The sequence below is a fragment of the Barrientosiimonas humi genome, assembly GCF_006716095.1.
Taxonomy (GTDB): Bacteria; Actinomycetota; Actinomycetes; order Actinomycetales; family Dermatophilaceae; genus Barrientosiimonas; species Barrientosiimonas humi.
This window is the reverse complement of sequence record NZ_VFOK01000001.1, coordinates 717,334-738,496: the sequence shown is the minus strand read 5'-3', so window position 1 is coordinate 738,496 and position 21,163 is coordinate 717,334. Positions and strand designations below refer to the sequence as shown.

Here is a 21,163-nt window from a genome sequence, read left to right as displayed (position 1 = left end):
CGGGGTAGTGCCGCTACCTGTCACGCCCCAGCGCATCGCCATACGCTGACGACGATGAGCGAGAACGCGCTGGGGACCTACCTCCGAGCCAGGCGGGAGCGCGTCGAGCCGCAGCAGGTCGGGCTGCGCCCGGTGGGGCTGCGACGCACGCCCGGGTTGCGCCGCGAGGAGGTGGCGACCCTCTCGGGCATCAGCGTCGAGTACCTCGTGCGGCTCGAGCGGGGCCGCGACCGGCATCCCTCACCCGCGGTCGTCGAGTCGTTGTCGCGGGCGCTGCTGCTCGACGACGACGCGCGCGCCCACCTCGCCGCCCTGGCCGATCTGCGCGCCGACCTGGCCGACGAGTCCGACGTGGTCCCCGCGGAGCTGCTGGAGCTGATGGACACCTGGCCGCACCCAGCCATCGTGATGAACCGGTTCCTCGACCTGCTCGCCGTCAACGACGCCGGCCGCGGGCTGCACGACGCGCTCGGTCTGCACCCCGGCGACAACATGGCCCGGGCGTTCTTCCTCGGCGAGCACGCCACGGACGTCTACCTGGACCACGACGAGATCGCCGAGGAAGTGGTGGGAAACCTGCGCGCCCTCGGCGGCACGGACGTACGCCATCCGCGCCTGGTCGCCCTCGTCGGCGAGCTGAGCACGGCGAGCGACCAGTTCGCCCGGCTATGGGCTGGTGCCGACGTGCGCCGGCGGACGAACGGGTGCAAGCGGCTGCTCCTCGACGACCGGGAGATCGAGCTCGCCTGGGTCACCCTCGAGGTGGCGGCAGCACCCGGTCAGCGGCTGGTCGCGTACACACCGCGAGCCGGAGGCAGCCCGGAGGGTCGCTGATCGGTCGTCGTGGTCTCGATACGCGGCTCGTCCCTCGCCACTACTCGACCAGCGTGGCTCGGGCGGTCTCGATACGCGGCTCGTCCCTCGCCACTACTCGACCAGCGGGCTCCGTGGTCACTGCACGACGACGTAGATCCGGTGGTAGCCGGTGGAGCCGTCGGGAGCCGGGGGCGCTTCTTCCTCGGTCTGCCAGGCGCCGGTGCGGTCCTGGGCGCGCACGGCGAGGGTGTGCTCCCCCGGCGTCGCACGCCAGGAGAACACCCACTGCCGCCAGGCGTCGACCGTGGCGTCGGCCCCCAGCCGGGCGGCCTGCCACGGTCCGTCGTCGACGCGCACCTGCACCGCACGGATCCCCGTGTGCTGCGCCCAGGCCACCCCGGCGACGGCGACCGTGCCGGCCGCGATGCGGTCTCCCCCGCCGGGCACGTCGATGCGCGATGACATCTTGACCGGGCCGCGCGCCGACCAGCCACGCGGCGTCCAGTAGCCCTCGTCGTCGGCGAACCGGGTGACCTTGAGGTCGGTAACCCACTTGGTCGCGCTGACGTAGCCGTACAGCCCCGGCACGACGAGCCGCGCCGGGAAGCCGTGCTCGGGAGTCAGCGGCTCGCGGTTCATGGCGATCGCGATCAGCGCGTTGCGCTCGTCGGTGAGCGCCTCCAGCGGCGTGCCCGCGGTGAAGCCGTCGGTGCTGGTCGACAGCACCATGTCGGCGCCCGGCCGCACCCCCGCCTCGCGCAGCAGCTCGCGCACCGGCCAGCCGGTCCAGATCGCGTTGCCGTTGAGGTCGCCGCCCACCTCGTTGGACACGCACATCAGCGTGACCATCGCCTCCTGCATGGGCTTGGACAGCAGTGTCTCCCAGTCGATCTCGACGGTGCGGTCGACCATCCCGTGCACGCGCAGCCGCCACGTCGCGGGGTCGACCTGCGGCACCACCAGCGCGGTGTCGATGCGATAGAAGTCGCGCTGCGGCACGACGAACGGCGTGCTGCCGGGGACGCCCAGCTCGGCGCCCGCAGGCACCGTCACCGGACGCGCGACGCGCGGCACGACGAACCGCTCGCGCGCGGCCTGCACCGTGCGCTGACCCGCCGCGAGGGCGCGACCGCCGAGCGCGGTGAGCGCCCCACCGGCCACGCCCAGACCGACCAGGGTGAGCGCGGAACGCCTTGTGGCGCCTGATGACTCGGCGACGGGTTCGCGCACCAGCGCTCGGCGTACGCCCGTCAGCAGCGCCAGCCCGGCGGCCACTCCGAGCACGGTCGGCACCGCGTCCAGCGGCTGCGCGCCCGGGCGCGTCAGCACGGCCGCGAGGCCGACCACCCCGAGCAGCGCGAGCACGACCAGCGCCAGCTGCGGACGGGCGCGCAGCAGCAGCCCGACCACCGCGCACGCCGCGACCAGCACCACGGCCATGCCCACGAGCAGCGCGGTCTTGTCGTGCGTGCCGAAGGTGCTGATCGCGAAGTCCTTCAGCCACGGCGGCGTGCGGTCGATGAACGCCGCACCCACGGCCAGCACCGGCGACGGCTCGCCCCCGACCCAGCCCAGCCGGGTCAGCAGGCCGGCCAGCAGCTCGGCGAGGCCGGCCGTGATCGCCCCCGCCGCGAGCCCGCCCAGCACCCAGACCACGGGGATCAGCCCAGCAGCTCGACGAGCGCGGGGAGCAACGCGCGAAAAGCGTTGCCGCGGTGGGAGATCGCGTTCTTCTCCGCGTCGGTCAGCTCGGCGAGGGTGCGCCCGTCGGGCAGCTGGAAGATCGGGTCGTAGCCGAACCCGTTGCTCCCCCGCTGCTGCCGGGTGAGCCGGCCGTCGACCCGTCCGGTCGCGACCCGCTCGGTCCCGTCGGGCAGGGTCAGCACGACCGTGCTGGTGAAGAAGGCCGTCAGCCGCTCCTCGTCGACGTCGCCGAGCTGCGCCTGCAGCAGGTCGATGTTGGCCTGGTCGTCACCGGTGCGCCCCGACCACATCGCGCTCCACACACCGGGTGCGGCGCCCAGCACGTCCACGACGAGCCCCGAGTCGTCAGCAACCACAGGCAGATTCGTGGCCCGTGCGACCGCCTGGGACTTCAACCGGGCGTTCTCCTCGAAGGTCACGCCGGTCTCGGCGACCTCGGGCACCCCCTCGAGGTCGCCCACGCCGACCACCTCGACGCCCGCCAGCTCGGGCGCTCCCGAGAGCAGGCCGCGCAGCTCGCGCACCTTCCCGGCGTTGCGCGTGGCGAGCACGAGGCGGTCGGCCATCACAGCACCCGCTCGCGAGCCTCGCCGGCGAGCGCGGCCTGCTGCAGCTTCGTCAGCTCCGCGATGCCGGCGGTGGCGATGTCGAGGAGTCCGTCCAGCTCGGCGCGGTCGAACGCCTCCCCCTCGGCGGTGCCCTGCACCTCGACGAACTGCCCCTCGCCGGTCATCACGACGTTCATGTCGGTGCCGGCCGTGGAGTCCTCGGGGTAGTCCAGGTCGAGCACCGGCCGGCCGTCGATCATGCCGACGCTGACCGCCGCCACCGACCCGGTGAGCGGCTGCGCGTCCTTGCGGATGAGGCCACGGCCCCGGGCGTCCTCGATCGCGTCGGCGAGCGCGACGTACGCACCCGTGATGGACGCGGTGCGGGTGCCGCCGTCGGCCTGCAGCACGTCGCAGTCGACGACGATGGTGTTCTCGCCGAGCGCGGTGGTGTCGATGACCGCGCGCAGGCTGCGGCCGATCAGGCGCGAGATCTCGTGGGTGCGCCCGCCGACCTTGCCCTTGCGGGCCTCGCGGTCGGACCGGGTGTTGGTCGAGCGCGGGAGCATCTCGTACTCCGAGGTCACCCAGCCCTTGCCCTGCCCCTTCAGCCAGCGCGGCACGCCCTCGGTGAACGACGCGGCGACGAGCACGCGGGTGCGGCCGAACTCCACCAGCACGCTCCCCTCGGCGTGGTCGAGCCAGTTGCGGGTGAACCGGACCTCGCGCAGCTGGTCGGGGGCGCGGCCGTCGTGTCGAAGAGCAGGGGTGTCGGTCATACGTCCGAGAGTAGGTGTCCTACCGGTCGGTCGCGTGTCGGGTGCGTCGCCGCGCGACGGCTCTGGCACGGTAGCCCGTCGGGACCGCACCGTCGCGGCCCCGACGCAGGCAAGGGAGGCCTCCCATGGCGCACGCCATGCACGACACCGAGACCGCGCCGGAGGAGCAGACGCTCCAGCGCGGCCTGTCGAACCGGCACATCCAGCTCATGGCGATCGGCGGGGCCATCGGCACCGGCCTGTTCATGGGGTCCGGCAAGGGCATCTCGCTCGCCGGTCCGGCCATCGCGGGGGTCTACGCCGTCATCGGCCTGATGCTGTTCTTCATGATGCGCGCGATGGGCGAGATGCTGCTGTCCGACGGGCGCTACCGCACCTTCTCCGACATGGTCGAGGACATCCTCGGCCCGTGGGCCGGCTTCAGCATCGGCTGGACCTACTGGCTGTGCTGGATCATCACCGGCATCGCCGAGGTCGTGGCCGTGACGACGTACGTCGCCTACTGGTGGCCCGACCTGCCGCCGTGGATCCCCGCCGTCGCGATGGTCGCGCTCATCGTCGGGCTGAACATGATGGCCGTCCGGCTGTTCGGCGAGATGGAGTTCTGGTTCGCGCTGATCAAGATCGTCGCGATCGTCGCCCTGGTCGGCGTCGGCCTGTGGCTCGTCATCACCGGCTTCACCGGCTCGGACGGCACGACTGCCTCGGTGTCGAACCTGTGGGAGCACGGCGGCATCGTCCCCAACGGCATGCACGGGGTGCTCACCGGCTTCCAGATCGCGATCTTCTCCTTCGTCGGGCTCGAGCTGGTGGGCACGACCGCTGCCGAGGCGAAGGACCCGCAGCGCACGCTCCCCCGCGCGATCAACGCGATCCCGATCCGCATCCTGCTGTTCTACGTCGCGGCCCTCGTCGTGCTGATGATGGTCACGCCGTGGACCAACGCCCGGGCCGACCAGAGCCCGTTCGTGCAGACCTTCGCGCTCGCCGGTCTGGCCGCGGCCGCCGGCGTCATCAACTTCGTCGTGATCACCTCGGCGGCCTCCAGCTGCAACTCCGGCACCTACTCCACGAGCCGGATGCTGCTCGGCCTCGCCTCGCGGCGCAGCGCGCCCAAGGCCCTGGACCACCTCAGCTCGCGGCACACGCCCGACCGCGCGCTGCTGGTGTCGGCCGTCTGCCTGCTGCTGGCCGTGCCGCTGCTGTACGCCACCGGCGGCGTCGCGGAGGCGTTCACCCTGGCCACGACGGTCAGCTCGGTCCTCTTCCTGTTCGTCTGGACGCTCATCCTGGTGTCCTACCTCGTCTATCGCCGCAACCTCCCCGAGCGGCACGAGCGGTCGCACTACCGGATGCCCGGCGGCGTGGTCACCACCTGGATGGTGCTGGTCTTCTTCGCCTTCGTCGTGTGGACGCTGACCCTGGCCGACGACACCCGCCAGGGCCTGCTCGCCTCGCTGATCTGGTTCGCGGTGCTCGGCGCCGGTCTGCTGCTGCGCCGCCGCGCCCGGGCGCACGCGGCCTGACGCCGTCCGGCCCGCCCGGCCTGAACGCCCAAGGGTGGTGGCGGGCCGCCCGCCGAGCGCTAGCGTGCCGGGATGGGCTCATTCGCACGACGCCTCCGGGACAACAGCCTGACGCTCGTCTTCCTCGGGCTGTTCCTGGCCGCGCTGGTCGGGCAGGCGTTCGTGGGTCACGCGGCCTACAACGCCGAGCAGCAGATGCAGGGCAGCGAGACCGAGACGTTCGGCGCCTACGTGACCGGGCCGACCTTCCTGGTCGACGTGGCCGAGAACTGGCAGAGCGAGTACCTGCAGTTCTTCCTGCTCATCATCCTCACCGTCTGGCTGGTGCAGCGCGGCTCCCCCGAGTCCAAGCAGCCGAGCGACGCCGGCCGCGGCAGCGACAGCGAGCAGCAGGTCGGCGACCACGCCCGCCCCGACTCACCGCACTGGGCCCGCGTGGGCGGCCTGCGCGGCCAGCTCTACTCCCGCTCGCTGGGCCTGGTGATGCTGATGCTGTTCGTCGGGTCGTGGCTGGCGCAGTCGGTGACCGGCCGGCTCGCCTACAACGAGGAGCGGGAGTCGGCCGGGCTGGGCGACCTGACGTGGGGGCAGTACGTCACCGGTCCCGACTTCTGGGAGCGCAGCCTGCAGAACTGGCAGTCGGAGTTCCTCGCCGTCGCCTCAATGGCGTTCCTCGCGGTGTTCCTGCGCGAGCGCGGGTCACCCGAGAGCAAGCCGGTGGGCGCTCCGAACGCCCAGACCGGCGCCTGACCGCGCGCCGCCCCGCCGGCTCAGCCCAGGTCGTACGTCTGCCCGGCCCGGGCGAGCCCGACCTCGCCCGGCCACACCTCGGCGGCCTGCTTGCGGCACACCTCCGGGTCGTTCCAGGCCGGGATGTGGGTGAGCACGAGCTGCTGCACTCCCCCGGCCTGCACGGCGGCGCGCGCGGCGCGGCTGCCCGACAGGTGCACGCCGGGCTTGTCGTCGTCGCGACCGTCGACGAACGCCGCGTCGGCGAGCACCAGCGCCGCGCCGTGCATCAGCGGGCACAGGTTGGGCGTCTCGTCGGTGTCACCGGTGTAGGCGACGACCGTCCCGTCGGCCTCGACACGCAGACCGTACGCCTCGACCGGGTGCTCGACGAGGAACGGCTTGATCGTGAACGGGCCTACGGTGAAAGCGGATCCGTCGCTCAGGTCGCGGAAGTCGAAGCGGTCGCCGAGGTCCTCCGGCCGGTCGACGGCGTACATCCGGGCGAGGCGCTCGGCCGCGCCCGCGGGGGCGTGCACCGGGATCGGCGGCATCGCGCCCTCGGGGTGATAGGTGCGCACGACGTAGAAGCCGGTGAGGTCGGCACAGTGGTCGGGGTGCAGGTGGCTGAGCACGACCGCGTCGAGCTGGTCGAGCGCGACGTAGCGCTGCAGCGCCCCGAGCGAGCCGTTGCCCAGGTCGAGCGCGACGCTCCAGGTGCGCCCCTCGTGCTCGGCCTGCACGAGGTAGCAGGACGCGGGTGACTCCGGTCCGGCGAACGATCCGGCGCAGCCGACGACGGTGACCTTCATGAAGCTCCTGCCTGCACCGAGGTGTGGTGGAAGTTGTTGCGGAAGACGTGGTCGAACTCCGGCCCCAGGCCGAGGAACCGCTTGGCCAGGGCGCGGAAGGTCTCGGGGTCACCGGTGGTGGTGAACGAGTGCCCGGGCGGCGGGCCGGGCTCGGCGAGCTCGTCGGCGTCGGCGAGCACCCGGAAGACGTCCTTCGCGGTCTCGTCGGCGGAGCTGACGAGCGTGACGTCCTCGCCCATGACGTAGGAGATGACGCCGGTGAGCAGCGGGTAGTGCGTGCACCCGAGCACGAGGGTGTCGACGCCGCGCTCGCGCAGCGGGTCGAGATAGCCGTGGGCGACGCCGATCAGCTCGGGGCCGCCGGTCACGCCGGCCTCGACGAAGTCGACGAACTGCGGGCACGGCTGGGAGGTGACGTCGATCTGCGGCGCCGCCGCGAACGCGTCGAGGTAGGCCCGCGACTGGTGCGTGCCCCGCGTCGAGATGACGCCGACGCGCGCGTTGCGGGTGGCCCGCGCGGCCCGGCGCACCGCCGGGCGGATCACCTCGACGACCGGCACGTCGTAGCGCTCGCGGGCGTCGTGCAGCACCGCCGCGCTGGCGGTGTTGCACGCGATCACCAGCGCCTTGACGCCGTGGTCGACGAGCCGGTCGAGGCACTCCAGCGCGAAGGCGCGGGTCTGCGCGATGGGGCGCGGGCCATACGGCGCGCGGGCGGTGTCGCCGAGATAGGCCACCGACTCGTGGGGCAGCTGGTCGAGCACCGCGCGCGCCACGGTGAGACCGCCGAACCCGCTGTCGAAGATCCCGATCGGCGCGTCAGACACGCCGCCCAGGGTAGAGGCCAGGTGGCCGCTTCCCGGCATTCTCGCGGTCGTTGTGACCGACGACTCGCGGGGTGCCCTGCGGGTGCACCGGACGCCCTCGTCAGTCGTCGTTGCGGCGCAGGAACGGGTTGCCCAGCGTGCCGATGCCCTCGATCTCGACCTCGACGCGCTGCCCCGCCGTGACCGGCCCGACACCCTCGGGCGTGCCGGTGAGGATCACGTCGCCGGGCAGCAGGGTGAAGGCCTGCGAGGCGTAGGCGATCAGGTCGAAGACGCCGGTGATCATGTCGGCGGTGGTGCCGTCCTGGCGGACCTCGCCGTCGACCCGGGTGCGCACCCGCAGGTCGCTCGGGTCGAGGTCGGTCTCGATCCACGGGCCGAGCGGGGAGAAGGTGTCGAAGCCCTTGGCCCGCGCCCACTGCCCGTCGGACTGCTGCAGGTCACGCGCGGTGACGTCGTCGGCGCAGGTGTAGCCGAACACGACCTGCCGCGCCTCCTCGGCGGTGATGTTGCGGCAGAGCCGGCCGATGACGACCGCGAGCTCACCCTCGAAGTGGACGTCCTGCGACTGCGGCGGCAGCACGACCGGGTCGTCGGGACCCACGACCGCGGTGTTGGGTTCGAGGAACATCAGCGGCTCGGCCGGCGTCTCGTTGCCGAGCTCGGCGGCGTGCGCCGCGTAGTTGCGGCCGATGCCGATGACCTTGCTGCGCGGGATGACCGGGGCGAGCAGGCGTACCTCGTCGACGGTGGTCGTCTGCCCGGTCAGCTCGATCTTGGTGTAGAGCGGGTCGCCGGTGATCTCCGCGATCTTCTCGCCCGCGCCGTCGACCAGGCCGAACGTCGGGTCCTCTCCCGTGGTGTATCTCGCGATGCGCATGAGGGCCAGCCTAGAGAGGGCACGCGCCCTCGGCGGCCTCGTCTCACCCGGTCTGCACGAGCGGTCCGCTGGGCTGCGCGGTGGGCGCCGGCGTCGGCGGGGTCGGCTTGCTCGTGGGCCTGGTGGTGGGCGGGTTCGTGGGCTTGCCGGTGGGTCGCGTGGTGGGCGAGCCGGTCGGGCTCGGCACGCCGGGGCCCGTGATCCGGCCCATCGCGGCGATCACTGCCTGCGCGATCCGCTGGTATCCCGCGTCGTTGGCGTGGATGTCGTTCTTCGCGCACATCCAGGTCAGGCTGCAGATGGTGGCGACGTTGGTCGGCAGCTCCCCGCGGTCGGTCGTGATGGGGGTCCAGTCGTTGCTGTCGTACGCACTCGCGACGTCGGCGACCGGCGCGTTGATCCCCTTCGCGGCCGTGGCGATCGCGCCGTTGAGGCTGCCCTGCAGCGTGGCCGACAGCCGCGCGACCGACTGGCCCTCGGGGCCGAGCAGCCAGGTGGCGAGGAACGGGTTGTAGTAGTTCGCGACGACGATCCGCGCGTTCGGCGCGGCCGCCCGCAGCTTGCCCAGGATCGTCGGCAGGTTGCGCTGCACCGCCTGCATGCCCGCCTGCAGACAGGCCATGTCGATGTTCGTGCCCTCGGCGCAGCGCTGGACGTCGTTCGCGCCGACCTGCACGGTCACCAGGCGCACGGCGTCGCCCTCGCTGCGCAGGAACTTCTCGGCGGCGGCGAGCTGGCTTCCCTCGGGATAGCTGCACTTGGTGCCGGAGGTCATCGTGGTGGTGTCCTCGCCGCTGCAGCTGAGGTTCTTCAGCTCCAGCCCCGGCGCGCCCTTGCGCGCGGCGTCGAGCACCGGCCCGACGTAGCCGCCGTCGCGGTCGTCACCCGCGCCGGGCTGGTAGCCGGCGACGAGGGAGTCGCCGAGCGCGACGTACCACCCCTGCTCTGGCGCGGCCTGCGCGCTGGTGGTGTGGCCGACGAGCGGGACGGCGCCCGCTCCGAGCAGACCGATGCCGAGGACGAGTGCGGTGCGACGCTGCATGCTGCGACTCCTGGAGGTGCGGTGATCCTGCCAGGCTCCCACGCCCGGCGGCGCCGCGGCCCCCTCCGAAAGAATCTGTGGACGCGGGGCTGCCCTCCTGACCCGCTGACCCGGCCCCGCGCTCAGCGCGGGTCCACGCCCGCCTTCATCAGCCCGTAGGTGAAGGAGTCGACCAGCGCGGCCCAGGCGGCCTGGACGATGTTGGGCGCGACGCCCATCGTCTCCCAGGTGCGCTCGCCGTCGGTCGACTCGATGAGCACCCGGGTGGTGGCGTCGGTGCCGTGCGAGGAGTCCAGGATGCGCACCCGGAAGTCGATCAGCTCGAACTTCTCCAGCTCGGGATAGACCTCGGCGAGCGCCTCGCGCAGGGCGTGGTCGAGCGCGTTGACCGGGCCGTTGCCCTCGCCGGTCGCGACGACCCGCTTCTCCCCCGCGTGCAGCTTGACGGTCGCCTCGGCGGCGTCGTCCCGGTGCGCCGCCTCGACGATGACCCGCCAGGACTCGACGTCGAAGTAGCGCAACGCCTCCCCGGTCACCTCCTGGCGCAGCAGCAGCTCGAACGAGGCGTCGGCCGCGTCGAACGTCCACCCGCGCAGCTCACGCTCCTTGACCGAGGCCACCACCCGGGCGAGCAGCTCGGGCTGCCCGGCGAGGTCGTACCCCAGCTCCCTGCCCTTGAGCTCGATCGAGGCGCGTCCGGCCATGTCGGACACCAGGGTGCGCATCGAGTTGCCGACGAGCGCGGGGTCGATGTGCTGGTAGAGGTCGGGGTCGACCTTGAGCGCGCTGGCGTGCAGGCCGGCCTTGTGCGCGAAGGCGCTGGCACCGACGTACGGCTGGCGCCCGTAGGGCACGACGTTGGTCACCTCGCTGATGGCGTGCGACAGGTGCAGCGCGTGCCGCAGCCGCTCCGGCTCGACCAGGTCGTAGCCGCGCTTGAGCTGCAGGTTCGCGACGACGGTGACCAGGTCGGCGTTGCCGGTGCGCTCGCCGTAGCCGTTGATCGTGCCCTGCACGTGCATCGCCCCGGCCTCGAGCGCGGCCATCGAGTTCGCGACCGCGCAGCCGGTGTCGTTGTGGCAGTGGATGCCGAGGTCGGCCCCGGTCTCCTCGCGCACGGCGGCGACGATCTCGCTGACCTGCGGCGGCAGCATGCCCCCGTTGGTGTCGCACAGCACGACGACCTCGGCGCCGGCGTCGTGGGCGGTGCGCACCACGTCGAGGGCGTAGTCACGGTCGAGCTGGTAGCCGTCGAAGAAGTGCTCGCAGTCCAGGAAGACCCGCCGCCCCTGGCCGACCAGGTGGGTGACGGTGTCGCCGATCATCGCGAGGTTCTCCTCCCGCGTGGTGCGCAGCGCCTGCTCGACGTGCCGCACGTGCGACTTGGCGACCAGGGTGACCACGGGGGTCTCGGCGTCGAGCAGCGCCTGCACCTGCGGGTCGTCGGCCGCGGTGCCGCCGGCGCGACGGGTCGACCCGAAGGCCGCGAGCACGGCATTGCGCAGGTCGAGCTCGCTGCGGGCGCGGCGGAAGAACTCGGTGTCCTTGGGGTTGGCGCCCGGCCAGCCCCCCTCGATGTAGCCCACCCCGAGCTCGTCGAGGTGGCCGGCGATGGCCAGCTTGTCGGCGACCGAGAGGTTCAGACCCTCCTGCTGGGCGCCGTCGCGAAGCGTCGTGTCGTAGACGTGGACGGTGGTCATGGTGCTGGCTCTTCCGGCTGGGTTCGGGTGGGCGGTGACGGTCCTGGTGACGATCTTCTCCGCTGCGCTGCTCCGGCAGACCGGGATGTGGCCTGGGAACGAAAAAACCTCCCGGGGTACGGGAGGTTCGCGCGTCGGAGAAAGATCCGGCGCGCGCTAGATAATGATCGTCGAGGCGGGGGTGACCGCTCGCTCCAGGCTCATCACGCGCACACCCTCCCACGGGTGAACCACATGGCGGTACGCCCGTCTTGCCCACCGGGACGCCTCACCCGCGTCGGTCAGCGGGTCGCCTCGTACCTCGCGAGCGCCTCGCGCCGCTCCACGGCGTGGTCGAGGATCGGCTCGGGGTAGCCGTGCGCGTAGCCGTCGTCGGCCTCCCACGGGGCGTGCGCGGCCGGCCCGTCGAGGTGACGCAGCTCGGGGACCCAGCGGCGGACGTACGCACCGCTCGGGTCGAACCGGCGGCCTTGGGTGATCGGGTTGAAGACCCGGAAGTACGGCGCCGCGTCGGTGCCGGTGCCGGCGACCCACTGCCACCCGTGGTTGTTGGAGGCGACGTCGCCGTCGATGAGGTGGTCCAGGAAGTGCCGGGCGCCGGTCGGCCACCACACGTGCAGGTCCTTGGTGAGGAAGCTCGCGGTGATCATCCGCACCCGGTTGTGCATCCAGCCCTCGGCGAGCAGCTGGCGCATGCCCGCGTCGACGATCGGGAAGCCGGTGCGGCCCTGGCGCCAGGCCTCAATGTCCTCGACCGGCTCGTCGTAGCGCATCGCGCGCAGCCCGTCGGTGAGGTCCGACCAGAGCGAGCGCGGGTGGTGGTGCACGACGTCGGCGTAGAACTCCCGCCAGGCGAGCTCGCTGGCGAGGTCGCGCGCCCCGTCGTGCTCGTGGACGAGCGGGGCGACGTCGTGCAGCAGCGTGCGCGGGTGCACGACGCCGAGCTTGAGGTAGGGCGACATGCGGGAGGTGACGTCGAGGTCGGGCCGGTCGCGGCCCTCGTCGTAGTCGAGCAGGTGGTCCGCGACGAACGCTCGCCAGCGGCGCCGGGCGGCCTCCTCGCCGGCCGGGAGACGGTCGCGCCCGGCGTACGCCGTCGCGGCCTCCTCGACCCGGCGCACCGCCTCCTGGTGCGGGTCGGCGCTCGCCCAGGTGACGCCGCGCGGCGAGGGGTGCGGCTCCTCCCACCCGTGCCGCCACCACGCGCTGCGGAACGGGGTGAACACGCGGTAGGGCTTCCCGCTGCCGTTGCGCACCGAGCCGGGTGGGACGGCGTACGGCGTGCCGGTCTCGCGCCAGGCGATCCCGGCCTCGGCGAGGCGCCGGGCCACGGCCGCGTCGCGCCGGCGACCGAACGGGGTGGTCTCGGCGGTGACGTGCACCGCGTCGGCGCCGACCTCCTGCGCCAGCGCGGGGATCTGCTCGACCGGGTCGCCGAGCCGCAGCACCAGCGCGTCGTCGAACCGCGCCGCGGTCGCGGCCAGGGTCGCCCCGAGCCACTCGCGGCGGGCGTCACCCGCGGCGTCCCACAGCCCGGGGTCGAGCACGAAGACCGGCAGCACGCCGCCCTCCCCCGCCTCGTCGACGGCGGCCCGCAGCGCGGGGTGGTCGGCCCGCCGCAGGTCGCGGCGCAGCCACAGGAGGGCGGTCACGCGGCCGAGCCCGGGCCGCGCGTCGGGAGGTCGTCGAGGACGGTCTGCAGCTGCCGCTCGGTCCGGTCGGCGAGGCGACCGAACACGAGGCGCAGCGCCGGGGTGAGGATGCGGGCCCACCCGACGAAGTCGAGCTCGGCGCGGTAGTCGACCCGCGAGCCGGGCCCCTGCGCCGACGGCCGCGCGGTGATGTCGTCGGCGGTGCGGGCGGTCTTGTTGCGCCCCTCGAACCGGACGTGGTCGGGCCGGTCGTCGACCAGGGTGTAGGTCAGCTCGGTCTCGCGCCCGGCGAACCTCGACACGTTGCGGAAGCGGGTGCCGACGGCGATCGAGCCGTCGTCGACCTGCTCGCACGAGACGGTGCCGTCGTCCCACTCGGTGGTGTTGCCGAAGTCGCGCAGGTAGGCGATGACCGCCTCGGGAGGCGCCGTCACCTCCAGGGTCCGCTCGACCACGATGGCCGGCTCGGGTCGGGTCATGGGTGACGCCTCTCTCTGCGCCGCGGGCGCGGCTCCGTCAGTCTGCCCCGGATCGGCGCCGGGCGGGCGCCCGGACCGGCGGCAGGCCGGGCGGGGATGGGCGCCGGGTCGCTCAGAGCTGCTCGAGCACCTGGGCGACGCCGTCGTCGTCGTTGCTCGCGGTCCGGTGCGTCGCGGCGGCGGCGACGTCGGGGTGGGCGTTGGCGACGGCGTACGACCGGCCCGCCCAGCGCAGCATCGGCAGGTCGTTGGGCATGTCGCCGAACGCCCAGACGTCGGCCGCGTCGATGCCGAGCTCGGCGGCCCACCGCTGCAGCGCCGCGCCCTTGGTCACGCCGGCGGCGGAGATCTCGGCGAGCGCACCGACGCCGGAGAACGCGACCTCGCCGTCGGCGCCGACGACCTCGGTGACCGTCGCGACGAACTCCGGGTCGATGGGGCCCGGCCGCGCCGCCAGCAGCTTGCCGACGACGACGTGCTCGGGCAGCTCCTCGATCGGTTGGAACGGCATGTCCAGCTGCTCCTGGTGCGGGTCGGGATAGACCGGTTCGCGATACATCCCGTCGGCGCACTCGGCGGCCAGACCGACGTCGGGGAACCGCTCGCGCAGCCGGATCGCGAGGCGCAGCACCACTTCTCGCGGCATGCCGTGCTGCTCGACGACGCGGTGGTTGGCGACGTCGTAGACGAACGCGCCGTTGGTGCAGATCGCCATGCCGTGCTTGCCGACGATCGCTGACAGCGGGTCGATCCACCGCGGTGGCCGGGCGGTGACCAGCACCGACTCGATGCCGAGCTCGGGCAGCCGCGCCCAGGCGGCGCCGGTGCGCTCGCTCACCGTCCCGTCGCTCGCGAGCAGGGTGCCGTCGAGGTCGGTGGCGACCAGGCGGGGCCGCTCGGTCACGCGAGCCGGGTCAGCCAGCCGCGGGTGTCCTCGGCGCGACCGGTCTGCACGTCGAGCAGTGCCTTGCGGATCTTGCTGGCCACCGGGCCGCCCTCGCCCTCGGGTCCGGTGCGGAACTCGCCCTGCGTCGACACCAGTCGGCCGATCGGCGTCACGACGGCGGCGGTGCCGCAGGCGAACGCCTCGGTGATCTCGCCCGACTCGGCGTCGGCGCGCCACTCCTCGAGGCTGATCTTGCGCTCCTCGGGCTCGAGGTCGAGGTCCTTGGCGAGCTCGAGGATCGAGGAGCGGGTGACGCCCTCGAGGATCGAGCCGGTGAGCGACGGGGTGACGAGGCGGCCGTCCTTGTGCACGAGGAAGACGTTCATGCCGCCGAGCTCCTCGATGTACTTCTGCTCGAGCGAGTCGAGGAAAACGCTTTGGTCGCAACCGTTCTCGGCCGCCTCGATCTGCGCGGCGAGGGACGCGGCGTAGTTGCCGCCGCACTTGGCCGCGCCCGTGCCGCCCTTGCCGGCGCGCGAGAAGTGCTCGGAGATCCACAGCGACACCGGCTTCAGGCCGCCGGTGAAGTAGGAACCCGCCGGCGAGGCGATCACCGAGAAGGTGACCTCCTCGGCGGGGCGCACCCCGAGGAACGCCTCGGAGGCGAACATGAACGGCCGCAGGTAGAGCGACGCCTCGCCGCTGGTGGAGTCGGGCACCCACGCCTTGTCGACCTCGACCAGCGCCTTGAGGGCGCCGATGAAGTCGGCCTCCTCCATGCCGGGCAGCGCGAGCCGCTGGGCCGAGCGGTTCCAGCGGGCGGCGTTGGCCTCGGGCCGGAAGGTCCACACCGATCCGTCGGCGTGGCGGTAGGCCTTCATCCCCTCGAAGATCTCCTGCGCGTAGTGCAGGACGGCAGCGGCGGGGTCGAGCTGGAACGGCCCGTAGGCGGTGACCTGCGCGTCGTGCCATCCGCCGTCGCGGGTCCAGGTCGCCCGCACCATGTGGTCGGTGAACCTCTTCCCGAAGCCGGGGTCGGCCAGGATCGCCTCGCGCTCGGCGTCGGGCAGGCGGTCGGACCGTTCGGTGACGGTGAACGACAGGGACATCACGGGCTCCTTGCTGGACAGTGCGGTCGACGCTGACCGCGTGATCAGCAGGTTAGTTGCCCGGGGTGAGGCCCCTCACACCCACTCCGGCCACCTGGGTCTGTGCCACGGGGGCGGAGGCCGCCGCAAAAGGATTCAGACCCGGGCAGCGATGGCGTCGCCGACCTCGGTGGTGCTGCGCGGCGTACGCCCGCGCTCGGCGAGGTCGGCCGAGACGGCCTCCTCGATGCGCCGGGCCTCGTCGTCGCGGCCGAGGTGGGCCAGCAGCATCGCGACCGACAGGATCGTGGCGGTGGGGTCGGCCTTGCCCTGCCCGGCGATGTCGGGGGCCGAGCCGTGCACCGGCTCGAACATCGACGGCGCCGTGCGGTCGGGGTTGATGTTGCCCGAGGCGGCCAGGCCGATGCCGCCGGTCACGGCCGCGGCGAGGTCGGTGACGATGTCGCCGAACAGGTTGTCGGTGACGATCACGTCGAAGCGGCCCGGGTCCTGCACGAGGTAGATCGTGGCGGCGTCGACGTGGGCGTAGGCCGTCTCGACCTCGGGGAACTCCGCGCCGACCTCCTCGACGGTCCGGCGCCACAGGTGCCCGGCGTGGCTGAGCACGTTGTGCTTGTGGATCAGCGTGAGGTGCTTGCGCTCGCGCGCCTGGGCGCGGGCGAAGGCGTCGCGCACCGCCCGCTCGGCGCCGAACCGGCTGTTGACGCTGACCTCGGTCGCGAGCTCCTGCGGCGTGCCGACGCGCAGCGCGCCGCCGTTGCCGGTGTAGGGCCCCTCGGTGCCCTCGCGCACGACGACGAAGTCGATGCCGTCGGGCGCGACCTGCTCCAGGTCGAGCGGGCTGGTCACGCCGGGGAACAGCTTCGAGGGGCGCAGGTTGACGAAGTGGTCGAGCTCGAACCTGATGCGCAGCAACAGGTTTCGCTCCAGCACACCGCTCGGGACGGTCGGGTCGCCGATGGCGCCGAGCAGGATCGCGTCGTGCCCGCGCAGCTCGCCGAGCACCGAGTCGGGCAGCGTCTCGCCGGTGGCGTGCCAGCGGCGGGCCCCGAGGTCGTACTCCGTGCGCTCGACCTTGGCCGACGAGACGGCGTCGAGCACCTTCAGACCCTCGGCGACGACCTCGGGTCCGATGCCGTCACCGCCGATGACGGCCAGGTTGATCTGTGCGTTGCTCGCCTCGTCTGCCATACCTGTGAGGGTAGGCGGGCGTCTTGCATCGTGGGCGCCAGATCTCGCGATGCGGAAGGGGTCTCGATACGGCGGCTCGTCCCTCGCCGCCTACTCGACCAGCGTTGCGGTCGGGAGGAGCAGCAGCTTGCCCGTGGTGCGCCGGCCCTCCAGATCGGCGTACGCCTGCGCGGCCTCCGCGAGCGGGTACCGCCCGCCGATCTCCACCCGCAACGACCCGTCGGCGACGGCACCGAGCACCTCGTCGGCGCGCCAGAGCAGCTCCGCGCGGTCCTGCAGGTAGTGCCCGAGCGTCGGCCGGGTCACGAACACCGACCCGGCGGAGTTGAGCCGCTGCAGGTCGAACGGCGGCACCTGGCCGCTCGCGCCGCCGAACAGCACGAGCATCCCGCGCGGGCGCAGCGACGCCAGCGACGCGTCGAAGGTCGCCTTGCCGACGCCGTCGTAGGCCACGTCGACCCCGCGGCCGTCGGTCGCGTCGCGCACCGCCTGGGCCAGGTCGAGCCCGGGGTCGGAGTAGTCGATCACCGTCTCGGCGCCGAGGTCGCGCGCCTTCGCCCGCTTCTCCTCGGTGCCGGCCGTGGCGATCACCCGGCCCCCGCGCGCGGTGATCAGCTGCACCAGCAGCTGGCCCACTCCCCCGGCCGCCGCGTGCACCAGCGCGACGTCGCCCTCCTTGACCGGGAACGTGCTGGTCACCAGGTAGTGCGCGGTGAGCCCCTGCAGCATCACGGCGGCAGCCGTCTCGAGCTCGACGCCCTCGGGCACCGGCACCAGCTTGTCGGTCGGGACGTTCACGACGCCCGCCGCGCTGCCGAGGTGCTGGGGCCACGCGACCCGCTCGCCCGACGAGGACGTACCGGCGCCCTCGGAGCCGAGCACGAACGGCGTCTCGACGGGGTAGACGCCCTGGCGCTGGTAGACGTCGATGAAGTTGACCCCGGCCGCGGCCACCTCGACCTGGGTCTCGTCCGAACCCGGTGCCGCGACGTCGATCTCCTGCACGGACATCTCGTCCGGTCCGGTCACCACGAGTGCTGAGGTTGTCGTCATGCTCCGGACTCTAGGCGGGCGCAAGGCCTGACAGAATCCCCCGCATGGCGACGCGCACCAGGACCTCTCGCGGCCGAGGTCTTCGGTCCTACGCCACTCCCTCGGGCGGCCTGTCGGGCGTCCCGTCGGCGCTGCGCTCGTTCCTGTCGACCGAGGCCGGCGGCGCCGGCCTGCTCGCGGTCGCCGCGCTCGCCGCGCTGGTCTGGGCCAACTGGCCGGGCAGCCAGACGTACGCCCACCTGTGGGAGACGCCGACGCTGATCGAAATCGGCTCCTGGCGGCTCGACCTCAACCTGCACGAGTGGATCAACGACGGCCTGATGGTCGTGTTCTTCCTCGTCGTCGGCATGGAGGTGCGTCGAGAGCTGTCGATGGGCGAGCTCACCGACCGGCGCCGCATCGTGGTGCCGCTCGTGGCGGCCCTGCTCGGCATCGTCGTGCCGGCCGCGATCTACCTGGCGCTCAACCCCTCGGGCCCCGCGGCCGCCGGCTGGGGCGTGGTCATCGGCACCGACACCGCATTCATGCTGGGCGCGGTCGCCCTGCTCGGCCCGGCCTGCCCGGCGCAGCTGCGCATCTTCCTGCTCACCCTCACCGTCTTCGACGACATCGTCGCGGTGTCGGTCATCGGCGTGGCCTACTCCGACGAGGCCAACGTGCCGGCCCTGGTCGTCATGGCGCTGGCGCTGCTGGCGCTGTGCGTGCTGGGGCGGCTCGGCGTGTGGCGCACCTGGCCGTACGCCCTCGTCATCGTGGTCCTGTGGCTCGCCACCCTCGAGTCCGGGCTGCACCCCTCGATCGCCGGGATGGTCGCCGGACTGCTCGTGCCGGCGTACGCCCCCGGCCGCGAGGCCGTCGACCGCGCCACCACCGCGTTCCGCTCGTTCCGCCAGTCCCCCCTCGCCGACGTCGGCTATCACGCCAAGCTCGGGCTGCAGCGCGCCGTGTCGGTCAACGAGCGGCTGCAGGTGGTGCTGCACCCGTGGACCAGCTATGTCATCGTCCCGCTGTTCGCCTTCGCCAACGCGGGCGTCGACCTGCGCGGCGGCGTGCTGCAGGAGGCGCTGCGCTCGTCGGTCACCTGGGGCGTCGTCGCCGGTCTGGTGATCGGCAAGTTCCTCGGCATCGGCCTCGGCGCGATCGGCGCGGTGAGGCTGCGGCTCGGGCAGCTGCCGCAGGGTGTGAGCCCCTCGCAGGTCATGGGCGGCGCGGCGATGTCGGGCATCGGCTTCACCGTCTCGCTGCTGATCATCGGCCTCGCGTTCGACGACGCGGCGCTGCGCAGCCAGGCCACGGTCGGCGTGCTGCTCGCGGCCGTCGGCGCGACGCTGCTCGGCGGCCTGGTCTTCTGGGTGTCGCGCAGCGTGTTCGGCCACCGCTACGCCAGCCTGCCGACGGTGCTCGACCGGCCGGTCGACCCCGAGCGCGACCACGTCCGCGGCAACCCCGACGCGCCGCTCACCCTCGTGGAGTACGGCGACTTCGAGTGCCCCTTCTGCGGCAAGGCGACCGGCATGCTGCGCGAGGTGCGCGAGCAGCTGGGCGACCGGTTGCGCTACGTCTTCCGCCACCTGCCGCTCACCGACGTGCACCCGCACGCCGAGGAGGCCGCGGTGGCGGCCGAGGCGGCGGCCCGGCAGGGCAAGTTCTGGGAGTTCCACGACGTGCTGTTCGAGAACCAGGACCAGCTGGAGTTCGAGGACCTGCTCGGCCACGCCGACCGCGCCGGCCTCGACGTCGAGCGCTTCGCCCGCGACCTGTCCGACCCCGAGCTGCTCGAGCGGGTGCGCGCCGACGCCGACAGCGCCGAGGCGAGCGGGGCGCGCGGCACCCCGACCTTCTTCGTCGGCGACCGGCGGCACATCGGGGCGTACGACGCCCGCACCCTGATCGCCGAGCTCGAGTCGGGCGAGCTGCGCGCGGCCGACGAGGAGACCGAGGACGCCGGCCGGGACTGACACCGGCCGGGACTGACGCCGGCCGGGCTCCGGACAGGCGGACGCCGACCCGGCCCCGGACAGGCGGAAGCCCCCGGCCGCTGTCCAGTTCGGCCGGGGGCTTCCTTCCCCTGCATGTCCCTGCGCGGGAGATCAGTCGCGCAGGTCCAACGACTCCTGCAACGCCCGACGGGCGTCCAGCTGCTCTTCGGTCATGATGTGCATCCTTCGCGTGCGACCGCTCCGGCCCCCGCAGGGGCGGGCGGTGAATGTCTGGTGGGTCTGCCGACGGCATCGCGGGGTCTCCGCGACGGGCCTGTCGACTAGAGCGACCCGCCGCGGCTGCGAATGATGAGAGCCTGCCGCTGCATAACGAGAACCGTAGGGTGGGGTGTCCACGTCACGGAACCCGTTTCCCACCATCCGAGATCAGCGAGCCGAGCTCCCCTCGGTGTAGTCGGTGTCCTGGCTGGTGTCGACCCAGGCCATGAGCTTGCGCAGCTCCTTGCCGGTGCCCTCGATCGGGTGCTGGGCCGCCTTCTCGCGGAACGCCTTGAACTCCGGCGCGCCGGCGTCCTGGTCGTCGATGAACCGCTTGGCGAAGGTGCCGTTCTGCACGTCGGCCAGCACGGCCTTCATGTTCTCCTTCACCCGCTCGTCGATGACCCGCGGACCGGAGACGTAGTCGCCGTACTCCGCGGTGTCGGAGACCGACCAGCGCTGCTTGGCGATGCCGCCCTCGACCATCAGGTCGACGATGAGCTTGAGCTCGTGGAGGCACTCGAAGTAGGCCACCTCGGGCTGGTAACCCGCCTCGACGAGGGTCTCGAAGCCGTACTGGACGAGCTGCGAGGCGCCGCCGCACAGCACCGCCTGCTCGCCGAACAGGTCGGTCTCGGTCTCCTCGGTGAAGGTGGTCTTGATCCCGCCGGCGCGCAGGCCGCCGATCGCCTTGGCGTAGGACTTCGCGAGGTCCCAGGCCTGGCCCGAGGCGTCCTGCTCGACGGCGACGATGACCGGCACGCCCCGGCCGTCGACGTACTCGCGGCGCACCAGGTGACCGGGGCCCTTCGGGGCGACCATGACGACGTCGGAGCCGGCCTCGGGCTCGATGTAGTCGAACCGGATGTTGAAGCCGTGGCCGAACAGCAGCGCCGCACCCTCGTTGAGGTTGGGCTTGATCTCCTCGGCGTAGACGGTGCGCTGCACCTGGTCCGGGGTGAGGATGACGACGACGTCGGCCTCCTTGACCGCGTCGGCGACCGACTTCACGGGCAGGCCCTCGTTCTCGGCCTTCTCCTTGCTCTTGGAGCCCTCGGCGAGACCGACGCGCACGTCGACCCCGCTGTCGCGCAGGTTGAGGGCGTGCGCGTGGCCCTGGCTGCCGTAACCGATGACGGCCACCTTCTTGCCCTGGATCACGGACAGGTCGGCGTCGTCGTCGTAGAACATCTCAGCCACGGGAATCTCCTTGTGTTGTAGCGGTTTTCGCA

General features: G+C 72.5%; 19 protein-coding genes. 4 read left to right on the top strand and 15 right to left on the bottom strand.

The features are described 5' to 3' along the window. The first annotated feature begins 54 nt into the window (after positions 1 to 54). The gene (locus FB554_RS03505; protein WP_142004658.1) at positions 55 to 834 is read left to right on the top strand and encodes a helix-turn-helix transcriptional regulator; all 780 of its coding nucleotides are present in this window, start codon (positions 55 to 57) and stop codon (positions 832 to 834) included. A 117-nt stretch (positions 835 to 951) separates the two neighbouring features. On the opposite strand, the gene FB554_RS03500 is transcribed toward FB554_RS03505, so the two are convergent. From FB554_RS03500 to rph, 3 genes are read right to left on the bottom strand one after another with little or no spacing between them, the layout of a single operon-like run. Next, the gene (locus tag FB554_RS03500) at positions 952 to 2,472 is read right to left on the bottom strand and encodes a molybdopterin-dependent oxidoreductase (protein WP_236022250.1); all 1,521 of its coding nucleotides are present in this window, start codon (positions 2,470 to 2,472) and stop codon (positions 952 to 954) included. Positions 2,473 to 2,477: 5 nt separating this feature from the next. Continuing rightward, positions 2,478 to 3,086: an RdgB/HAM1 family non-canonical purine NTP pyrophosphatase gene (gene rdgB / locus FB554_RS03495; protein WP_142004657.1), complete on the bottom strand. Its 609-nt coding sequence runs from the start codon at positions 3,084 to 3,086 to the stop codon at positions 2,478 to 2,480. Then, on the bottom strand, positions 3,086 to 3,847 hold the full coding sequence (gene rph, locus FB554_RS03490; RefSeq protein ID WP_142004656.1) for a ribonuclease PH: 762 nt from the start codon (positions 3,845 to 3,847) through the stop codon (positions 3,086 to 3,088). The genes rdgB and rph overlap by 1 nt, the downstream gene beginning before the upstream one ends. Positions 3,848 to 3,972: 125 nt before the next feature. Between rph and FB554_RS03485 the strand changes: the two genes are divergently transcribed. Next, positions 3,973 to 5,373 (top strand): amino acid permease, encoded by a 1,401-nt coding sequence (locus FB554_RS03485; protein WP_142004655.1) that lies wholly within the window; start codon positions 3,973 to 3,975, stop codon positions 5,371 to 5,373. Between the two features lie 72 nt (positions 5,374 to 5,445). Continuing rightward, the gene (locus FB554_RS03480) at positions 5,446 to 6,123 is read left to right on the top strand and encodes a DUF6766 family protein (RefSeq protein WP_142004654.1); all 678 of its coding nucleotides are present in this window, start codon (positions 5,446 to 5,448) and stop codon (positions 6,121 to 6,123) included. 20 nt (positions 6,124 to 6,143) lie between these two features. Here the strand turns inward: FB554_RS03480 and FB554_RS03475 are convergent, their stop codons facing one another. The 11 genes from FB554_RS03475 to FB554_RS03425 form a co-directional block, all read right to left on the bottom strand. After that, positions 6,144 to 6,914 carry an MBL fold metallo-hydrolase gene (locus FB554_RS03475; RefSeq protein WP_142004653.1) on the bottom strand — a complete coding sequence of 257 codons (771 nt, stop codon included), beginning with the start codon at positions 6,912 to 6,914 and terminating at the stop codon, positions 6,144 to 6,146. Next, on the bottom strand, positions 6,911 to 7,741 hold the full coding sequence (gene murI, locus FB554_RS03470) for a glutamate racemase (protein WP_142004652.1): 831 nt from the start codon (positions 7,739 to 7,741) through the stop codon (positions 6,911 to 6,913). The genes FB554_RS03475 and murI overlap by 4 nt, the downstream gene beginning before the upstream one ends. A 100-nt stretch (positions 7,742 to 7,841) precedes the next feature. Then, the gene (locus FB554_RS03465; protein WP_142004651.1) at positions 7,842 to 8,621 is read right to left on the bottom strand and encodes a fumarylacetoacetate hydrolase family protein; all 780 of its coding nucleotides are present in this window, start codon (positions 8,619 to 8,621) and stop codon (positions 7,842 to 7,844) included. 43 nt (positions 8,622 to 8,664) lie between these two features. After that, positions 8,665 to 9,663 carry an SGNH/GDSL hydrolase family protein gene (locus FB554_RS03460; protein WP_142004650.1) on the bottom strand — a complete coding sequence of 333 codons (999 nt, stop codon included), beginning with the start codon at positions 9,661 to 9,663 and terminating at the stop codon, positions 8,665 to 8,667. Positions 9,664 to 9,785: 122 nt separating this feature from the next. After that, positions 9,786 to 11,363: a citramalate synthase gene (gene cimA, locus FB554_RS03455; RefSeq protein WP_142004649.1), complete on the bottom strand. Its 1,578-nt coding sequence runs from the start codon at positions 11,361 to 11,363 to the stop codon at positions 9,786 to 9,788. A gap of 281 nt (positions 11,364 to 11,644) precedes the next feature. Continuing rightward, positions 11,645 to 13,015 carry a cryptochrome/photolyase family protein gene (locus FB554_RS03450; protein ID WP_142004648.1) on the bottom strand — a complete coding sequence of 457 codons (1,371 nt, stop codon included), beginning with the start codon at positions 13,013 to 13,015 and terminating at the stop codon, positions 11,645 to 11,647. Next, on the bottom strand, positions 13,012 to 13,494 hold the full coding sequence (locus tag FB554_RS03445) for an SRPBCC family protein (RefSeq protein ID WP_142004647.1): 483 nt from the start codon (positions 13,492 to 13,494) through the stop codon (positions 13,012 to 13,014). Before FB554_RS03445 ends, FB554_RS03450 begins: the two co-directional genes overlap by 4 nt. Before the next feature lie 112 nt (positions 13,495 to 13,606). After that, positions 13,607 to 14,398 carry an HAD family hydrolase gene (locus tag FB554_RS03440; RefSeq protein ID WP_142004646.1) on the bottom strand — a complete coding sequence of 264 codons (792 nt, stop codon included), beginning with the start codon at positions 14,396 to 14,398 and terminating at the stop codon, positions 13,607 to 13,609. Continuing rightward, positions 14,395 to 15,489 (bottom strand): branched-chain amino acid aminotransferase, encoded by a 1,095-nt coding sequence (locus FB554_RS03435; RefSeq protein WP_142004645.1) that lies wholly within the window; start codon positions 15,487 to 15,489, stop codon positions 14,395 to 14,397. The genes FB554_RS03440 and FB554_RS03435 overlap by 4 nt, the downstream gene beginning before the upstream one ends. Positions 15,490 to 15,624: 135 nt before the next feature. Further along, positions 15,625 to 16,680: a 3-isopropylmalate dehydrogenase gene (locus tag FB554_RS03430; RefSeq protein WP_142004644.1), complete on the bottom strand. Its 1,056-nt coding sequence runs from the start codon at positions 16,678 to 16,680 to the stop codon at positions 15,625 to 15,627. 90 nt (positions 16,681 to 16,770) lie between these two features. Continuing rightward, positions 16,771 to 17,733, bottom strand: a complete 963-nt coding sequence (locus FB554_RS03425; RefSeq protein WP_142004643.1) for a quinone oxidoreductase family protein — start codon at positions 17,731 to 17,733, stop codon at positions 16,771 to 16,773. 44 nt (positions 17,734 to 17,777) lie between these two features. On the opposite strand from FB554_RS03425, the gene nhaA reads away from it, so the two are divergent. After that, entirely contained in the window at positions 17,778 to 19,691 is a 1,914-nt protein-coding gene (gene nhaA, locus FB554_RS03420) for a Na+/H+ antiporter NhaA (RefSeq protein ID WP_142004642.1), read from the top strand. 408 nt (positions 19,692 to 20,099) lie between these two features. Here nhaA and ilvC read toward each other — a convergent pair whose 3' ends face one another. Further along, a complete protein-coding gene (gene ilvC / locus FB554_RS03415; protein WP_142004641.1) occupies positions 20,100 to 21,131 on the bottom strand; it encodes a ketol-acid reductoisomerase in 1,032 nt (343 codons plus the stop codon). Positions 21,132 to 21,163: the final 32 nt, after the last annotated feature.

Bases quoted from the DNA above. Each gene is read 5' to 3' on its own strand.
- FB554_RS03505 (WP_142004658.1), top strand. From the start codon at position 55: ATGAGCGAGAACGCGCTGGGGACCTACCTCCGAGCCAGGCGGGAGCGC.
- rph (WP_142004656.1), bottom strand. From the start codon at position 3,847: ATGACCGACACCCCTGCTCTTCGACACGACGGCCGCGCCCCCGACCAG.
- FB554_RS03445 (WP_142004647.1), bottom strand. From the start codon at position 13,494: ATGACCCGACCCGAGCCGGCCATCGTGGTCGAGCGGACCCTGGAGGTG.
- cimA (WP_142004649.1), bottom strand. From the start codon at position 11,363: ATGACCACCGTCCACGTCTACGACACGACGCTTCGCGACGGCGCCCAG.
- FB554_RS03475 (WP_142004653.1), bottom strand. From the start codon at position 6,914: ATGAAGGTCACCGTCGTCGGCTGCGCCGGATCGTTCGCCGGACCGGAG.
- FB554_RS03460 (WP_142004650.1), bottom strand. From the start codon at position 9,663: ATGCAGCGTCGCACCGCACTCGTCCTCGGCATCGGTCTGCTCGGAGCG.
- FB554_RS03480 (WP_142004654.1), top strand. From the start codon at position 5,446: ATGGGCTCATTCGCACGACGCCTCCGGGACAACAGCCTGACGCTCGTC.
- FB554_RS03485 (WP_142004655.1), top strand. From the start codon at position 3,973: ATGGCGCACGCCATGCACGACACCGAGACCGCGCCGGAGGAGCAGACG.
- nhaA (WP_142004642.1), top strand. From the start codon at position 17,778: ATGGCGACGCGCACCAGGACCTCTCGCGGCCGAGGTCTTCGGTCCTAC.
- FB554_RS03465 (WP_142004651.1), bottom strand. From the start codon at position 8,621: ATGCGCATCGCGAGATACACCACGGGAGAGGACCCGACGTTCGGCCTG.
- FB554_RS03425 (WP_142004643.1), bottom strand. From the start codon at position 17,733: ATGACGACAACCTCAGCACTCGTGGTGACCGGACCGGACGAGATGTCC.
- FB554_RS03430 (WP_142004644.1), bottom strand. From the start codon at position 16,680: ATGGCAGACGAGGCGAGCAACGCACAGATCAACCTGGCCGTCATCGGC.
- FB554_RS03435 (WP_142004645.1), bottom strand. From the start codon at position 15,489: ATGTCCCTGTCGTTCACCGTCACCGAACGGTCCGACCGCCTGCCCGAC.
- rdgB (WP_142004657.1), bottom strand. From the start codon at position 3,086: ATGGCCGACCGCCTCGTGCTCGCCACGCGCAACGCCGGGAAGGTGCGC.